This is a genomic window from Tenacibaculum sp. MEBiC06402 (assembly GCF_049239625.1).
In the GTDB taxonomy this organism is placed as follows: domain Bacteria; phylum Bacteroidota; class Bacteroidia; order Flavobacteriales; family Flavobacteriaceae; genus Polaribacter.
On record NZ_JBMKKT010000097.1, the window covers coordinates 288998 to 304593 of the forward strand.

General features: G+C 32.0%; 16 protein-coding genes. 11 read left to right on the top strand and 5 right to left on the bottom strand.

Annotation, left to right across the window (positions count from 1 at the left end; translation table 11 throughout):
- Window positions 1-2 precede the first annotated feature (2 nt).
- The 3 genes from ACOSP6_RS11155 (at window position 3) to ACOSP6_RS11165 (ending at window position 2696) form a co-directional block, all read left to right on the top strand.
- Window positions 3-524, top strand: coding sequence for a hypothetical protein (locus ACOSP6_RS11155; RefSeq protein ID WP_422093336.1), 522 nt, complete (start codon window positions 3-5; stop codon window positions 522-524).
- Between the two features lie 90 nt (window positions 525-614).
- A complete protein-coding gene (locus ACOSP6_RS11160; RefSeq protein WP_422093335.1) occupies window positions 615-2318 on the top strand; it encodes a hypothetical protein in 1704 nt (567 codons plus the stop codon).
- An 18-nt stretch (window positions 2319-2336) separates the two neighbouring features.
- Entirely contained in the window at window positions 2337-2696 is a 360-nt protein-coding gene (locus tag ACOSP6_RS11165; protein WP_422093334.1) for a hypothetical protein, read from the top strand.
- On the opposite strand, the gene ACOSP6_RS11170 is transcribed toward ACOSP6_RS11165, so the two are convergent.
- Window positions 2693-3592: an EamA family transporter gene (locus ACOSP6_RS11170; protein WP_422093333.1), complete on the bottom strand. Its 900-nt coding sequence runs from the start codon at window positions 3590-3592 to the stop codon at window positions 2693-2695. The two genes, ACOSP6_RS11165 and ACOSP6_RS11170, sit on opposite strands and share 4 nt — an antisense overlap.
- A gap of 136 nt (window positions 3593-3728) precedes the next feature.
- On the bottom strand, window positions 3729-4682 hold the full coding sequence (locus ACOSP6_RS11175; RefSeq protein ID WP_422093332.1) for a bifunctional helix-turn-helix transcriptional regulator/GNAT family N-acetyltransferase: 954 nt from the start codon (window positions 4680-4682) through the stop codon (window positions 3729-3731).
- A 147-nt stretch (window positions 4683-4829) separates the two neighbouring features.
- Between ACOSP6_RS11175 and ACOSP6_RS11180 the strand changes: the two genes are divergently transcribed.
- Genes ACOSP6_RS11180 through ACOSP6_RS11200 form a run of 5 tightly spaced genes read left to right on the top strand, consistent with a single transcriptional unit; the run spans window position 4830 to window position 7268 of the window.
- The gene (locus ACOSP6_RS11180) at window positions 4830-5186 is read left to right on the top strand and encodes a DoxX family protein (RefSeq protein WP_422093331.1); all 357 of its coding nucleotides are present in this window, start codon (window positions 4830-4832) and stop codon (window positions 5184-5186) included.
- The gene (locus ACOSP6_RS11185) at window positions 5179-5577 is read left to right on the top strand and encodes an OsmC family protein (protein ID WP_422093330.1); all 399 of its coding nucleotides are present in this window, start codon (window positions 5179-5181) and stop codon (window positions 5575-5577) included. The genes ACOSP6_RS11180 and ACOSP6_RS11185 overlap by 8 nt, the downstream gene beginning before the upstream one ends.
- Window positions 5574-6104, top strand: coding sequence for an NADPH-dependent FMN reductase (locus ACOSP6_RS11190; RefSeq protein WP_422093329.1), 531 nt, complete (start codon window positions 5574-5576; stop codon window positions 6102-6104). Before ACOSP6_RS11185 ends, ACOSP6_RS11190 begins: the two co-directional genes overlap by 4 nt.
- A gap of 1 nt (window position 6105) precedes the next feature.
- Entirely contained in the window at window positions 6106-6546 is a 441-nt protein-coding gene (locus ACOSP6_RS11195; protein WP_422093328.1) for a MarR family winged helix-turn-helix transcriptional regulator, read from the top strand.
- Between the two features lie 2 nt (window positions 6547-6548).
- The gene (locus ACOSP6_RS11200) at window positions 6549-7268 is read left to right on the top strand and encodes a pirin family protein (protein ID WP_422093327.1); all 720 of its coding nucleotides are present in this window, start codon (window positions 6549-6551) and stop codon (window positions 7266-7268) included.
- Window positions 7269-7323: 55 nt separating this feature from the next.
- Here the strand turns inward: ACOSP6_RS11200 and ACOSP6_RS11205 are convergent, their stop codons facing one another.
- Window positions 7324-9054: a T9SS type A sorting domain-containing protein gene (locus ACOSP6_RS11205; RefSeq protein WP_422093326.1), complete on the bottom strand. Its 1731-nt coding sequence runs from the start codon at window positions 9052-9054 to the stop codon at window positions 7324-7326.
- Between the two features lie 155 nt (window positions 9055-9209).
- Here ACOSP6_RS11205 and ACOSP6_RS11210 point away from each other — a divergent pair, with 155 nt between their 5' ends.
- A complete protein-coding gene (locus tag ACOSP6_RS11210) occupies window positions 9210-11237 on the top strand; it encodes an FAD-dependent oxidoreductase (RefSeq protein WP_422093325.1) in 2028 nt (675 codons plus the stop codon).
- Here ACOSP6_RS11210 and ACOSP6_RS11215 read toward each other — a convergent pair whose 3' ends face one another.
- Complete coding sequence (locus ACOSP6_RS11215; RefSeq protein WP_422093324.1) at window positions 11238-12200, bottom strand: hypothetical protein; 963 nt, start codon at window positions 12198-12200, stop codon at window positions 11238-11240.
- 4 nt (window positions 12201-12204) lie between these two features.
- Window positions 12205-13176, bottom strand: coding sequence for a hypothetical protein (locus ACOSP6_RS11220; RefSeq protein WP_422093323.1), 972 nt, complete (start codon window positions 13174-13176; stop codon window positions 12205-12207).
- A 278-nt stretch (window positions 13177-13454) separates the two neighbouring features.
- Here ACOSP6_RS11220 and ACOSP6_RS11225 point away from each other — a divergent pair, with 278 nt between their 5' ends.
- Together ACOSP6_RS11225 and ettA are read left to right on the top strand one after the other, a co-directional pair.
- Window positions 13455-13631, top strand: a complete 177-nt coding sequence (locus ACOSP6_RS11225) for a CAL67264 family membrane protein (protein WP_422093483.1) — start codon at window positions 13455-13457, stop codon at window positions 13629-13631.
- Between the two features lie 42 nt (window positions 13632-13673).
- Window positions 13674-15365: an energy-dependent translational throttle protein EttA gene (gene ettA, locus ACOSP6_RS11230; protein WP_422093322.1), complete on the top strand. Its 1692-nt coding sequence runs from the start codon at window positions 13674-13676 to the stop codon at window positions 15363-15365.
- The last annotated feature ends 231 nt before the right edge of the window (window positions 15366-15596 follow it).

The following is a 15596-nucleotide window of genomic DNA, read 5'->3' on the forward strand; positions in this document are numbered from 1 at the left end:
CCATGACATTAGAATTAATACTTTTCGTAGCAGCAATATTATTTGGAATCGTATTGTATTGGAGAGAATCCAATGGAAATAAATTGTACCGTATTTTTAATAAGTTAATGTACTCAAAGGAGCTACAAATGAAAGAAACGGATACCAAAGGTTTTGTATATCAACAAACATTTATTTTAAGATTAGTATTTGTTAGCGCCTTATTTTTAATGGGGATTATAGTTGCTCAATTCATGCTACCTATAAGTGTAACAACTGTTTCATTATTTATGTCAATGATTGTAGGAACTATAGTTGGAACGTATGTAGCTGGGTTTATTTTTAAATCTAGTGAAGTGATTGATGAACATTCAGAATCAATAGGTGATATTGTGAAAGAAACAATTGATAAAGGAAAAGATTTTATAGAGGATTTGAAGTCTGAAAAGAAGGAAGAAATTGTAGAGGAAGTAAAAAAGGAAGAAGCTCCTAAAGAAGATCAAAAAAGCGCAAGAGAACGTTTAAAAGACAAAGGATTACTTTAGTAAATTGATGATGTCATTCCCACGGAGGTGGGAATCTCAATTTTAAGATTATTTCATTACCATTCATAATGACAACCAAAAACTAAAAAAATGATTAAAAACTATTGGAATAAAGGAGGTAAACAAAAGTTTATCGTGATCTTTTGGATAATTGTATTGCTCTTACTGCTTTTTATTTTAAGAGACGATTATCAACCTGCATTACTGTTTGTTAGAAAATATATCTTCATCATTTTACTATGTTTTAGTGTGTTGTTTTTTGGTTTGCGAAAATTTAGAAGAACAGCAAGTACAGGAGGTCGTTTACTTACGCTTCTTGGTATTCTTGTTTTTTTAGGTGGATTGTATTTTATCGGATGGCATTTAAAAATGTACGATTACGTAAAAACGTACAACGTATTTAATAGCTTAAATCGTGTAGAAATTAATGAGTTGCCTTTAACTCGTAACGAACGTATTCAACCATTAATGAATATCTTTTCAATGGCAAATGAATCTGTCGGAGAAACGAAAGATGTTTCATTACCGCATTTAGTTCGAATCGATTCTATTAATAAATGGACCATGGCTATTCAGCCAACAGAAAAATATGCTTGGCAGGGTATGACAGATAATACAGAAGAGGTTTTTGCAGTGTCAAGTACAACTCCGTTTCCAAGGTTTTCAAGTGAAAACAGAATTCCGGTTACATTCTCCATAGGTGAATCTTTAAAATTTAGTAGAAATACTTACAATGCAGTTGTACAGCGTTTCAATATTTTTCAATTGTTTAATTTGGAACCAAGTGATACCTATTACATGAAAAATGATAAAGGAGCTTGGGTTCAAGTGGTGAGTTTGATTAAATGGAAAGGTTTCTTTTTCCCTTATCCAAGTTTCGGAGGTGTAATGGTTATTGAAAATGGAGCGCACGATTTTAACGATTATATCGAGCGTATTTTAATTGGAAAAGGGACGTATATTTCTCCTGAAGAAATGCGCAATTTTCCGTATTTAACACGTCAAAATACCTTAGCTGAAAAAGTTTCTCGCTTACAAGCAGAATCGTTAAAATTTATAGGTGGTTTCAGTGATCCGTTACCTTGGAATATGGAAACTGCGGTTAAAATCCCAGATCTACCAGATGATCAAAATCAACAACCTTTTGTTACCGATTTTGATTTTTCTGATACCAAATCGGATGCTTACACAGGATTGTACCATTGGTTTGGTTTAGAGCCAGTAGGAGAGGAAAGAACAAGTTTAACTTTTAGTGTTTTTATACCAGCTGATGGAACGGATAAGTTATATTATTACGATCATGCGTCTAAAAAGCAAGGATATGCTGGAGTTTCGGCAATGCCTTTAAAAGTAATCGAGTCTCGAAAAGAGTTTGATTGGTCGGTTAATAAGCCAGTTGAATTTAGACCTTATATTAAAGAAATTGCTGGGAGAAAGCGTATGTTTTTCTTAAGTACGATTTCTGCAATTCGAGATGAATCAAGTAAGTTTGATGGTTCTGCAACACCAGATTTAGCTTTAATAGATAGTGAGTATCGTGATGTTGTTTGGATTGATGCAAAGCATCCGAGTGAGTGGAATGTAAAGGTTTTTGAACAGTTGGGAGAAGCTTGGAAAGAAAGTGAAACTACCAACGATTACTTTAAAATCAATTCTAATGTGTTTAAAGACCAACAAAAAGCAGTTTTAGATTCAATAAATTTAAAATTGAGTGAAAATAAAAATGAAAAAGTAATAGAAGAACTTCAAAAGAAAATTGACTCTATTAAGGCGTTGGAAGAGAATAAAAATTAATAATAAATATAATTGTCTATGACCTGGGCATTACTATTATTTGTTTTGATAGGATTGTTTACTTCAATTTATTCAAAAATACAATTTCTTAAAAATAGAAAAGGATGTGAAAAAATAGAAGCAGAAGTTGTAAGCTATAAAAAGGAAAGAGGCGGAATGAGAAATGATTACACAACTTTTCATTATCCCTATGTAAAAATAGAATATGAGCCAGGTGAATATATTCTTGTCAAATTAAGGTATGCCAATAATATAACTAAACCGTTTTCTATTGGAGAAAAAGTGAATGTGTTTTGGTATTACGATGATTTATTATATAGGGATACTTATGAGAAAGGGATTTATAAATATTTGCCAAATTCATGGAATATTTTTTAAGAATATAAAATCAACGCTACACCAATCATAATTCCGGCTAACGGTACTAATTTCTTTCGCTTGTTTTTCTCTTTAAATAAAATTCCACCAAGAATAACAGCAATAATTAATTGACTTCGTTTAATCGCAGATAATAACATAATTAACGCTTCTGGATCTTGTAATGCTTTAAAGTAAAAGTAATCTGCTAATTGTAGTAAAATTCCAACTGCAGGAATAGACCATCGCCATTTAAAAGCTTTACGTTTTTCAATTTTTGGAAACCAAATAATACTTAGAATAACTAATAAAATAAGAATACAATAAAAGCAAAACCAAAATTGTAAGGTTTGCGGATTCAAACTAATTTTCTGAATCAGAAACTTATCGTATAAACCACTCGAAGCTCCTAAAAAAGTAGCACCTATAATGGCATAAATCCACTTATTGCTTTTAAAGACTATTCCCTCTTTTTTTCCAACTTGAGAATATAAATACACAGAGAAAATAATTAGAAAGAAACCAATCCATTGATACAAACTAGGTCTTTCTTGATAAATAAACATCGCTCCTAGAAATGTAAAAAAGGGTCCGCCAGAACGAATTGGAGCAACAATAGTTAACGGTAAATGTTTTAAAGCTTGGTATGCTAAAATCCAAGAAGCACACATAATCATCGATTTTATAAAAATAAAACCATGTTTTTTTAATGGAATATCCTGAATGATAAACCCTGCTTTTTGGGTTGTCTCAGGAAAAAAGTGAGAACCGATATAAAAAGGCAATAAAAGTAAAAGTCCACTAATTAGTGTACCTAAAAGTACTGGATATACTTCATTGTCTTTTACAGCATGCTTTTTGCATAAGTTGTGTAAACCTAAAAATAATGCAGCCAAAAGGCCTAAATACATCCACATAAGTATTGCTTTTTTGTTTTAAAAGCTGCAAAACTAATTAATACAAATGATTTAGACCTTGTTGTTTAATGATTGTCTTTAATATGAAAGTAATAAACATCAACCTGAACTTATTTCAGGTTCTCATTTACGTAGCTTACAATCCTTTATAAACCATTTTAATATCACTGCGTTTATATGGTGAGTTTTCTTCCAATTTCATTTCTACAAAACCAAATTTTCTATAGATATAAATGGCGTTTTCTAATTTAGTGTTTGAGTAGAGTAGTAGTTTGTTGAACTGATTTTTTTTGGCAAAATCAATACACTTGGTCATTAATTGTTGACCAATTTTATAACCACGATGTTCTGGAGAAACGGCCATCTTTGTCAGTTCAAAAGTTCCATTATCATCTAAAGGCATTAAGGCAAAAGTTCCGACCACTTGGTCATTTAATTTTGCGAAAAATATATATCCTCCTTTGTCAATAATATACTTTTTAGGTTTACTTAAAACTTCTTCATCAAAAGGTTCTACGTAAAAGTATGTTTTCAACCATTCAATATTTAATTCATAAAAATATTGAGCATATTCAGGATTAAATCCTGTAACCTCTAGCTGTTTTTTGTTATTTACTGTATAATGTTCCATAATAGCATCACTAAAATTCTGTTGAGTAAATTTTTTTTCTAGTTTATTGATGTGTTCGATTAATGAATCCGATTTAATTTGTGTGTAATTTTTGATGGTATGTTCTATACTTTCCCAAAGAGGTTGAATGTCTTCAACTAGCTGAATACCTTTTTTGGAAAGAGAAATGAGTTTTTTACGCTTGTCTTCTTTGTCTGATTTTAAACGAATCAACCCTTTTTTAGCTAATTTGTTAATAGCCTGAGTAGTCGCTGGCTGTGATGTTTGTAAACTCTGATTGATTTCTGTATTCGTAACTTCTTTTTTATGTAGTATAACTTTCAATGTAGGAAATAGATATGGATCAAAATCAAATCCAAGAGTATCATATACTATCTGAGTTTCTTTCATCATATATTCACTTAATCTTTTAAGACGAGATCCTATTCCAACTTCTCCAATTCCTTGTAAAGCATCCATATTTAAATTATTATTTATATAAGCACTTATGCAAATTTATAAATTTAATTTGAATAAATATAAATTAAATTATATTCCATAAATTTATATTCCTTGGAAAATAAATTTATTCTTTGTAACTTTGTATAACAATTAAATAACCTAATCATGAAGAAAAATAAAATCATCTATTATGTTGCTACTGGATTGTTAACTGCTCTTATGCTGTTTTCGGTGAGTATGTACATATTTAATAACGCTGAAATTGTAAAAGCTTTTGAAGCAATGGGGTATTCAACTTATTTGGTTTATCCGTTAGCTACCGCAAAAATTTTGGGTTTAATCGCTATCTGGTTTATAGCGAACAAATCATTAAAAGAATGGGCGTATGCTGGTTTCTTTTTTAATACATTACTTGCCTTTTTCGCTCATGTAATGATTGGCGACGGACAACAAATGGGAGCATTGATAGGTTTCATTTTAGTTATAGTATCATATATTTTTAGTAAAAGAACAAATGAATAAAGCATCGGTAAAACTATCGTCAAGAGATTATTTGGCTGAATCGAGAATGAGACATCATTTCGCTGTAATAGATGAACCTGTTACTGTTGGAGGTGATGATAACGCCCCAACTCCTGTAGAGTATTTATTAACAGCTTTAGGAAGTTGTCTTGCAATAACCTTAAGAATGTATTCACAACGTAAAGGTTGGGATTTAGGTAAAATATCTGTAGATATTACTCAAAAGAATATTCAAACGGGAAATGGAGTTTCTCAAGTTTTTGTAGAAGATATTTCTTTTGAAAAAGAACCAACAGACGAACAAAAAAAGAGACTTAAAGAAATAGCAGGAAAATGTCCTGTTGCCAAAATAATAAAAGGAGAAAATTTAATAGAAAGTAATATAATATGAAAAAAATAGCAGCATTCGCAGGAAGTACAAGTAGTACTTCAATAAATAAACAATTAGCAACTCATGCAGCATCAAAGCTAAATAACTTAGCATATGATGTTTTGGACTTAAATGATTATAAAGTTCCAATTTATAGTGAAGATGTAGAAAAAAACAATGAATATCCAGAAGGAGCCTCTCAGTTCAACTCAGCTTTAGATTCATATGATGGCTTTATCATTTCTTTAGCAGAGCATAATGGTTCTTATACTGCGGCATTTAAAAATTTATTTGATTGGGTTTCTCGAAAAAATAAAGAAGTATTTAGAAATAAACCGGTACTAGTGATGGCAACTTCTCCTGGAGCTAGAGGTGGAGCTTCCGTTTTAACAAGTGCTAAAGCAACTTTCCCACACATGGGAGCAAATGTTGTAGCAAGTTTCTCATTACCTCAGTTTTATGAAAACTTTAAAGAGCAGGATATACAGCATGAAGAGTTAAAATCGCAGCTAAAGGAAGCGGTTATCGAATTCGAAAAATCAATATAAGATGGGAGACATAGCTAAGGATATTAATACAACATTTGAGAGTAACAAGCTAAAAGCTTTTTTAAATATTAAATACACAGCAAGCTGGATTAATACAAAAGAAGTTGAGTTTTTTAAACCTTATGGTATTTCTCCTCAGCAATATAATATACTCCGAATTTTAAGAGGAGCTGGCGAGAAAACTAAAGTACAAATTGTCAAAGATCGAATGGTTGATAGAGCTCCGAATGTTACTCGTTTAATGGATAAATTATTGGAGAAACATTTAATCGCTCGAACGCGATGTGAGCATGATCGAAGAGTAGTGTATGTGAGTATTACCGATGAAGGATTACTCTTATTATCGGAATTAGACAAGTCTATGACTGATTTCGATGTAGTAAAAAATTTGACGGAAGACGAAGCAGAAATATTAAGTAATTTATTAGATAAAATTAGATAATCATGAAACTAGAAAAGTTTCCTGCAGAAACAAGAGGATTTGCAAATCATGGTTGGTTGCAGGCTAACCATTCTTTTAGCTTTGCAAATTTTTATGATCCAAACAGACTTCATTATGGAGCATTACGTGTTTTAAATGATGACTTGATAGCTCCTGGAACAGGTTTTAGCACGCATCCTCACCAAAACATGGAAATTATAACAATTCCCTTAAGCGGTGTTTTAAAACATAAAGATAGCATGTCGAATGAATGGTTGTATGTTAAACCAAATGAGGTTCAGGTAATGTCGGCAGGAAAAGGTATTTATCATTCTGAAATGAATGGCTCAATCGAGGAGCATTTGAGTTTATTTCAAATTTGGATTATACCAAATAAAGATGGTGTTGAACCAAGATATAATCAAGAATCTTTTAATCCAGAGGATAGAAAAAACAAGCTTCAAGTATTAGTTAGCTCATTAGATGATTCAGATAATACTGAATTGAAAATTCATCAAGATGCTAAACTATCCCGAATCGATTTAGAGGAGGGAAAAACTTTTAATTACGATTTAAAATCTGAAAGACATGGAGTGTACATTATGAATATAAGCGGTAATTTGGTGGTAGATAATCAGGAATTGTTAAATCGCGACGCTCTTGGGGTTTCACAAACGAATACTTTTAATATTCAAGCAAACACAAATTCTGAACTTTTGTTTATTGAAATTCCTATGAACTAGTTTTTAGTAAAATAGATTTTTAAAGGAAGAACACTTCAAAAAAGAAGTGTTCTTTTTATTTTTTAATCACTTTTATAACTTGATTTTCACCCTGATCATTTTGAATTCTTACGTGATATAAACCACTTGCAAAAGAATCAATATTTAGGCGAACTTTAGATGACGAAATTTTGGTAGATAAAACTGATATTCCTACTGAATTAAAAATAGTAATTGAGTAATTGTTAAATTCTTTAAATTGAAGGTTTAAGTCTCCAAAAGTCGGATTTGGAAAAGCACTATTTTCGAGTAATACAACATCTGGGTTACTAAGTGTTCTATTTACTGAAAAATCTGTTACAACAGGAAAATGATCAGATGCTATGCTAGTATCAAACTGTTGTAATCCATATAAATTTAAACGATCTGTAGGCATAATTTCCGTTTGAATCACAAAAGATTTTTCAGAAGTTAATACATAATCAGAAAAAATCATGAAGTCCAATTTACCAGGAGGAAAGGAAGAATTATCAGATCTCCAAGTATAGCTCATTCTTTTTTCACTTTGCAACGCATTTTCTTCTTTTAAGTCTGTGTTATCCCAGTCTAACGGGCCGCCAGCTCCATAAGAAAAAGTGTCCTGAATATCTCCTGTTAACAAGGTTGTTAATTGCTGTGATAATCCAACTAAATTTAAATCCCCAGAATATACAATAGCAGTATTTTCAGGTAAAGTAATTATTCCATCTTCATTTTTTGCGTCTAGAATAAAAGCTGCGTATTGATCCGCTTGGTCTTGACGTGCATCATCTGCACCACAACAATTTAAATGGGCATTGGTATATAGTAAATCAGTTCCATAGCTATCAGGTAAATCAATTAATACAGGAAATTGTCTTGTTAAATCCCACTCCTGTATAATTTCCCATCGAGAAACAGTAACTTCACCACCATGTTTTCTAACATGCCAACCATCTGTAGTTCCTAGAGGAAGCCAATCGTCAAATAATGATTTGATATAACTCGTGCTTGTATCATAACTCTCAACGAAACCAACAATATCTGGTTGAACTGCTTTCATGATACGTTCGTATTCATCGAGTTTGCTGTTATCGAGCAACGAATTTAATTTAGTGTTGTATGCAACTATTCTTATAAAAGAATCATCAGTTTTGTTAAAATCTACAGGTGTATATGGTGCTACAGGAGTTTCATCAAAAGTATAAGTGAAAACATTATTTAGATTTGGTAACCAATCAAAATTTTCTCTATTTCTCAATAAAATCTTCACGTTAGAAGAAGGAAATAAAGCGTTAGTTCCATCAGGAATTGAATTTCGCCCAATGGCAATTTCAAACTCATCGGAGGTAACCGTTGGGGCAGATCTAAATTCAATATCAGCAAAACGTACCTGTGGATCTGAGGTTCCTGTGAAATTGTTATAAACGATTCGATTTGCAAATTCAATTCCTAATTCAGCACCATAATCATCTCTAACTTTAAAACCAGTTTCAGAATTGTTATCTGTATCTAAATAAATGAAAAAGTTATGTAAAATTGGACTACCTTCCGTCAAATCAAATTCTCGATCTGCCTTTATTCTGATGTATAAATAATTCTCATCATTCGTAACTTGAAATTCTAATAAATCTACACCATCAATAGTTTCGTTAGTGTCTGTATAAGTGGTTAAGTTCGATGTCCAATCATCAAAAAAACCATCAATAGCTATGGGAGCAGATTGAGCAAGTAAAACAAAATTAAATGTCGATAAGGTAAGTAGTAGTAAGACTTTTATATTTTTCATTTTGATAAAATATGGGAGGTGCAAATTTACGGCGAATTCGTAATAAATGCCTGAAAAATTTGCTTATAAATAACATTTATGATTTTTATTTTAAGAAAATAGAATTATCTTGCAGTTATTATGCATGCATAATAAAATTAAAAACAACAAACTAGATGACTAAGTATAAACATATTTTCGAACCATTAGATTTGGGATTTACAACGCTGAAAAATAGAATTTTAATGGGTTCTATGCATACAGGATTAGAGGAAGAAAAAAATGGTTATGAAAAGATTGCTGCATTTTATGCCGAAAGAGCAAAGGGAGGTGTAGGATTAATTGTTACAGGTGGAATTGCGCCTAATATTCAAGGTTGGACAGGTCCTTTTTCTGCAAGAATGAGTACTAAGAAGCACGCGAAACACCACAAAGTAATTACTGACGCCGTTCATAAAGAAGGAGGAAAAATATGCATGCAAATATTACATGCCGGAAGATATGGTTATCATCCATTAAATGTTGCTCCTTCAGCTATCAAAGCCCCTATTAATCAATTTAAACCTTTTAAGCTTAGAGAGTCTGGAATCAAAAGAACAATCAAAGATTTTGTTCGTTCAGCATCTCTTGCCAAAGAGGCTGGTTATGATGGAATCGAAATTATGGGTTCAGAAGGATATTTGATTAATCAGTTTATTGCGAAAAGAACGAATAAAAGAAATGATGATTGGGGAGGTAGTTATGAAAATAGGATGCGTTTACCTATTGAAATAGTAAAGCAAACTAGAGAAAAAGTAGGTAAAGAATTCATCATAATTTACCGACTGTCAATGCTTGATTTAGTAGAAAACGGAAGTTCTTGGGATGAAATCGTAACATTGGCAAAAGAGATTGAAAAAGCAGGAGCAACGATTATCAATACTGGAATAGGTTGGCATGAAGCAAGAATTCCTACCATTGCAACTTCAGTTCCTAGAGCGGCTTTTACTTGGGTTACTAAAAAAATGAAAGAAGAAGTTTCTATTCCATTAGTAACTTCAAATAGAATTAATATGCCGGAAACGGCAGAGAAAGTACTTTCTGAAGGAGATGCAGATATGATTTCGATGGCGCGTCCGTTTTTAGCTGATCCAGAATGGGTGAATAAAGCTGAAGAGGAAAAAGATGATGAAATCAACACATGTATTGCCTGTAATCAAGCTTGTTTAGATCATGTTTTTGAGCAAAAAGTTGCAAGTTGTTTGGTTAATCCAAGAGCTTGCCATGAAACAGAATTAAACTATACGCCAACAGATAAAAAGAAAAAAATAGCTGTAGTAGGAGCAGGGCCTGCTGGATTGGCTGCATCTACTGTGGCGGCGCAACGAGGCCATGATGTTACTTTATTTGATGGTGAATCTGAAATAGGAGGGCAGTTTAATATTGCTAAGCAAATTCCGGGTAAAGAAGAATTTTATGAAACGATTCGTTATTTCGGTAAACAAATCGAGTTGCACAATGTAAATCTTAAGCTTAATACAAGAGTTTCCGCAGAAGATTTAACGCAAGAAGATTTTGATGAAATTATATTAGCCACAGGAATCTCACCTCGTGTTCCTAGAATTAATGGTATAGAACATGAAAAAGTATTAAATTATATAGATGTTTTAAAGCTTAAAAAGCCAGTTGGAAAGAGAGTAGCGGTCATTGGAGCTGGAGGAATAGGTTTTGACCTTTCTGAATATTTAACGCATGAAGGCGAAAGCACTTCGCAAAATATAGATGCTTGGCTAGAAGAATGGGGAATTGATAAGAGTTTAGAGGCTAGAAGTGGAATTGAAGGCGTCGAAAAGCATGTGCATCCCTCTTCAAGAGAAGTTTTTATGTTCAAAAGAAGTAAAGGCAAGTTTGGAGGAAACTTAGGAAAAACAACAGGTTGGATTCACAGAGCAAATCTTAAAAAGAAAAATGTTCAGTTTATTAACGAAGTGCAATACACTAAAATTGATGATGAAGGATTACATTACACACAAAACGAGGAGCAAAAAGTACTTCCAGTAGATAATGTTATCATTTGTGCAGGTCAATTACCTTTTAAAGAATTATTAGAACCATTACAAGCAAAAGGAGCAAATGTTCACGTAATTGGAGGAGCTGATGTTGCAGCTGAACTTGATGCCAAAAGAGCCATTGATCAAGGTAGTAGATTAGCAGCAGAGTTATAATTACTTGACCATTTTAACAGAATTTATATTACCATGTCCATCAAATTCTTTCACGGAGTTTGATGGATCTGTTATCCACTCTCCATCTACAACAAACTTATAATGATGTTTTCCATATGGTAAACGAGTAGAAAAAGTCCAACCATTTTCTAATTTTGTCATTTCATAAGAACTCTCGGACCAATCATTAAAGGATCCCGCTAAAATTACTTTTTTAGCCTGCGTATAACCTTCTAAGAAAAACTGAACTCTTTGATTAATATCTATAACCGAATTGTATTCGCCGTATTCATTAGGAGTTTTGTTAGGATTGTCAGGATCTTCAATCCAGTATCCATCAATGATGAAACGGTATTCATAACTATTAGGCTTCAATTGCAATGAAATTTCCCAGCCTTCAGTTGTTTTATGCATGATAAAAAGCTCTTCATTCCATTTATTGAAAGAGCCAGCTAAAACCACTTTTCGTGCATTTCTATATCCTTTTAGAAAAAATTTCGCGTTGCCATTTTTACTTGGATACCCCGAGTACATTTTTAGATTGTACGTATAGTAATTTTTGTTTCCTTCTTTAGCATAGGTAATATTACCCACAGTTTCATCAGGTTCGGCCCAAATTCTATTGTTAATCACAAACTTGAATTCCCAGTTAAAATCATCTTGAAAGTCCGCAAGTTTTTTGCGAAGCTCAAAGATGTTTTCACTAACACGATTCATTTTCCAACTATCTCTTGACCATGAATTAAAATTTCCTGCAACAACAACATTTTTAATATCAAAATCATCAAATTCTAGCTTTTGTTGAGTCTTTTCGTCAGTAGCTTGAGTATAGTCTCTTTTATCAAAAGTAAAAATGACATCATCACCTTCTATCCGATAACCCTTAATTGAATTATCTTGAGAGAAGGTTTTTAAGCTTACTAAACTTAAAAATATAACAGATATGTAAACCCAATATTTCATTTAATTATCGTATCAAAGGATATTTAATTATATACAGTTTTTCTTTTTTGTAATTTATAATGACTCGGCGTTGTGCGAAAAAGTCATGTCCCAAAATACCATCTAAATCTGTACCAAATGCTTTATTCATGTTATGCAAGTTGGTTAACATTGTTTTCATAGGACCAAAATAGGTTTTACCACTAAGTTGTACTCGAAACAAATTACCATATAGCACTTCAATCTCCTTTTTACTCGCTCCTATAAGTTTTATTCTTTTTTGAGGATAAAAATGTTTACGTGCTTTTCTAGAAATACTTTTATTTATCTGATTGAATTCAGCTCCCGAATCAAGACCAAATTTAACTTCTTCTTGACCAATATAGCCATTTATAACAATAGTATGCTTTATAAGTTTAAAGTTTATGGTGTCAGAAATCTCCTCCAGATAAACGTTATTGTTTAGTCTGTTTCCATTTGAATCGACCTTCGTTAGTGTAAGTTGGTTTAAATATAGATCAATAAAAACTTCGTAATCTTTCAATATCTCAAAACCAATAATACCTAAAAGCTTCATTTTTTTACTCTTTTCAATATGTGATAAATCGATAATATCAGATTGCTTATCTCGAAGAGTAAATTCTTTTAAGGATAACTTTTCTATATTTTTTTCGAAAAGCTTGTCAACATTTTTGAGGATTCCAGTTGTCTTTTTAGTAGCTTTTTGAAATGGATACGTTTTAAAATGAACCTGATTTAAAATCATTGTTTCAGAGCCAGTATCGATAATGAAATTTCCAGTTTGATTGTGAATTTTACCTTCAATGATTATTAATCTATCTACTATCTTAAAAGGAATTTGGGTTGTGTGCTCATTAATATTTACGGCATTTTTAAATTTGATAGGTATGGAATTGACTATTATTTCATTATATGAAGTTGCAAATGAGTTCGGACTCAATAGGAAAAAAGTCGCTAAGCAAAGAAGTTTGTGCATACTTAAGAGACTTTGTCAGTAAGATTGTGTTACAATATTTTAAGTTAATTAACAGAATATTTGCATATAACTTATGATCAATCTTTTAATCGATTCTTGAAGTTGGTATGGTTTTAAAAATTAGTGTTTTATTGCAAGCTATATTTCAATGTAAAAAGATCAATTTACGAAAAAAACAATAGGCTTCTCTCAGTTGTAAATCTTTAAATTTTTAAGAATAATTCAATAAATGTTGATTAATTATCGATATTTGTGATACTAAAATAGAAATTATGGCAATGAACAAAAATACGGTGTTGGGTTACGCAACATTAATTATGATTTTAATGGGGATTCTTTTAGTGGCTTTGGCAGTTTTTAAATATGATGAAATTGCTGGATATGGTTTCGGTGCAGTTGCTTTAGGATTCTTTGCAATTGCTTGGGTGTTCAATGCATTAAAAGGACGCGTATAACTCACTATTACTTTTTTAATTTAATAAACTAACTAATCAAAAATGTCTGACGATAAGAAGATCATTTTTTCCATGAATAGGGTTTCTAAAACCTATCAATCTACTGGAAAACAAGTTTTAAAAGATATTTATTTAAGCTTCTTTTATGGAGCGAAAATTGGAATCTTAGGTTTAAATGGTTCTGGTAAATCTACTTTATTAAAAATTATTGCTGGAGTTGAAAAAAACTACCAAGGAGATGTAGTGTTTTCACCAGGGTATAAAGTAGGATATTTAGAGCAAGAGCCGCAATTAGATGAAGAGAAAACAGTACTAGAAATAGTAAAAGAAGGTGTAGCTGATGTAGTAGCAGTGTTAGATGAATACAACAAAATCAACGATATGTTTGGTTTAGAAGAAGTGTATTCAGATGCTGATAAAATGCAAAAGTTGATGGATCGCCAAGCAGAACTTCAAGATAAAATTGATGCTTCAAATGCGTGGGAATTAGATACCAAATTAGAAATTGCAATGGATGCGTTACGTACTCCAGATCCAGATAAGAAAATTGGTGTATTGTCTGGAGGAGAAAGACGTAGAGTTGCTTTATGTAGATTATTATTACAAGAACCAGATATCTTATTATTAGATGAACCAACTAACCACTTAGATGCAGAATCTGTGCATTGGTTAGAGCATCATTTAGCACAATATAAAGGAACTGTAATTGCTGTAACGCACGACCGTTATTTCTTAGATAACGTTGCTGGATGGATTTTAGAATTAGATAGAGGAGAAGGTATTCCATGGAAAGGAAATTATTCTTCTTGGTTAGATCAAAAGGCAAAACGTTTAGAGCAAGAAAGTAAAACTGCTTCTAAGCGTCAGAAAACTTTAGAACGAGAATTAGAGTGGGTTCGTATGGCACCTAAAGGTCGTCAAGCGAAGTCAAAAGCTCGTTTAAAGAACTATGATAAATTAATGAATCAAGATCAAAAGCAAACTGAAGAGAAGCTTGAAATTTACATTCCAAACGGACCGCGTTTAGGAAATAATGTAATTGAAGCTTCTGGTGTTTCTAAAGCTTTTGGTGAAAAGTTATTATATGAGAATTTAGAGTTTAATCTTCCTCAAGCAGGAATTGTTGGAATTATTGGTCCGAATGGTGCGGGTAAAACAACTATCTTCAGAATGATTATGGGAGAAGAAACTCCAGATTCAGGAACATTCTCAGTAGGAGAAACTGCTAAGATTGCTTATGTTGACCAAAATCACGCAAATATTGATCCTAATAAATCGATTTGGGAGAATTTCTCAGATGGTCAAGATTTAGTAATGATGGGCGGAAAGCAAGTGAATTCACGTGCATATTTGAGTCGTTTTAATTTTTCAGGTAGTGAGCAAAACAAGAAAGTAAATACACTTTCTGGAGGAGAACGTAACCGATTGCATTTGGCAATGACGTTAAAAGAGGAAGGTAATGTTTTATTATTAGATGAGCCAACAAACGATTTAGATGTAAATACACTTCGAGCTTTAGAAGAAGGTTTAGAAAACTTCGCAGGTTGTGCCGTAGTAATTTCTCACGACCGTTGGTTCTTAGATAGAATTTGTACACACATTCTAGCTTTTGAAGGTGATTCTCAAGTATATTTCTTTGAAGGATCTTTCTCTGAATATGAGGAAAACAAGAAGAAACGTCTAGGCGGAGATATCATGCCAAAACGAATAAAATACAAGAAGTTAATTAGATAATATTATAAACTCACCGACAGGTGAGTTTTTTTTGGAGTAAGAAAACGTAGTGTAACTAATGTTTTATACTAATTGTAAGAAGTATGTTGCTCATAAATAGGTTTTTATTATTTTTTTGATGCTATGTTTTATAGAAGAGGATATAATTTTCAACCTTAGGTATTTATAATATCTCAATGGTTTTCGGTTTTGGTATATCTAAAAAAACATTGATTAAATTATCAATCTGCT

Coding starts and splice junctions, on each gene's coding strand:
- ACOSP6_RS11185 (WP_422093330.1), top strand. CDS start 5,179: ATGAATAAAGCATCGGTAAAACTATCGTCAAGAGATTATTTGGCTGAA.
- ACOSP6_RS11215 (WP_422093324.1), bottom strand. CDS start 12,200: ATGAAATATTGGGTTTACATATCTGTTATATTTTTAAGTTTAGTAAGC.
- ACOSP6_RS11175 (WP_422093332.1), bottom strand. CDS start 4,682: ATGGATGCTTTACAAGGAATTGGAGAAGTTGGAATAGGATCTCGTCTT.
- ACOSP6_RS11220 (WP_422093323.1), bottom strand. CDS start 13,176: ATGCACAAACTTCTTTGCTTAGCGACTTTTTTCCTATTGAGTCCGAAC.
- ettA (WP_422093322.1), top strand. CDS start 13,674: ATGTCTGACGATAAGAAGATCATTTTTTCCATGAATAGGGTTTCTAAA.
- ACOSP6_RS11165 (WP_422093334.1), top strand. CDS start 2,337: ATGACCTGGGCATTACTATTATTTGTTTTGATAGGATTGTTTACTTCA.
- ACOSP6_RS11190 (WP_422093329.1), top strand. CDS start 5,574: ATGAAAAAAATAGCAGCATTCGCAGGAAGTACAAGTAGTACTTCAATA.
- ACOSP6_RS11200 (WP_422093327.1), top strand. CDS start 6,549: ATGAAACTAGAAAAGTTTCCTGCAGAAACAAGAGGATTTGCAAATCAT.
- ACOSP6_RS11155 (WP_422093336.1), top strand. CDS start 3: ATGACATTAGAATTAATACTTTTCGTAGCAGCAATATTATTTGGAATC.
- ACOSP6_RS11210 (WP_422093325.1), top strand. CDS start 9,210: ATGACTAAGTATAAACATATTTTCGAACCATTAGATTTGGGATTTACA.
- ACOSP6_RS11170 (WP_422093333.1), bottom strand. CDS start 3,592: ATGTGGATGTATTTAGGCCTTTTGGCTGCATTATTTTTAGGTTTACAC.
- ACOSP6_RS11195 (WP_422093328.1), top strand. CDS start 6,106: ATGGGAGACATAGCTAAGGATATTAATACAACATTTGAGAGTAACAAG.
- ACOSP6_RS11180 (WP_422093331.1), top strand. CDS start 4,830: ATGAAGAAAAATAAAATCATCTATTATGTTGCTACTGGATTGTTAACT.
- ACOSP6_RS11225 (WP_422093483.1), top strand. CDS start 13,455: ATGAACAAAAATACGGTGTTGGGTTACGCAACATTAATTATGATTTTA.
- ACOSP6_RS11160 (WP_422093335.1), top strand. CDS start 615: ATGATTAAAAACTATTGGAATAAAGGAGGTAAACAAAAGTTTATCGTG.
- ACOSP6_RS11205 (WP_422093326.1), bottom strand. CDS start 9,054: ATGAAAAATATAAAAGTCTTACTACTACTTACCTTATCGACATTTAAT.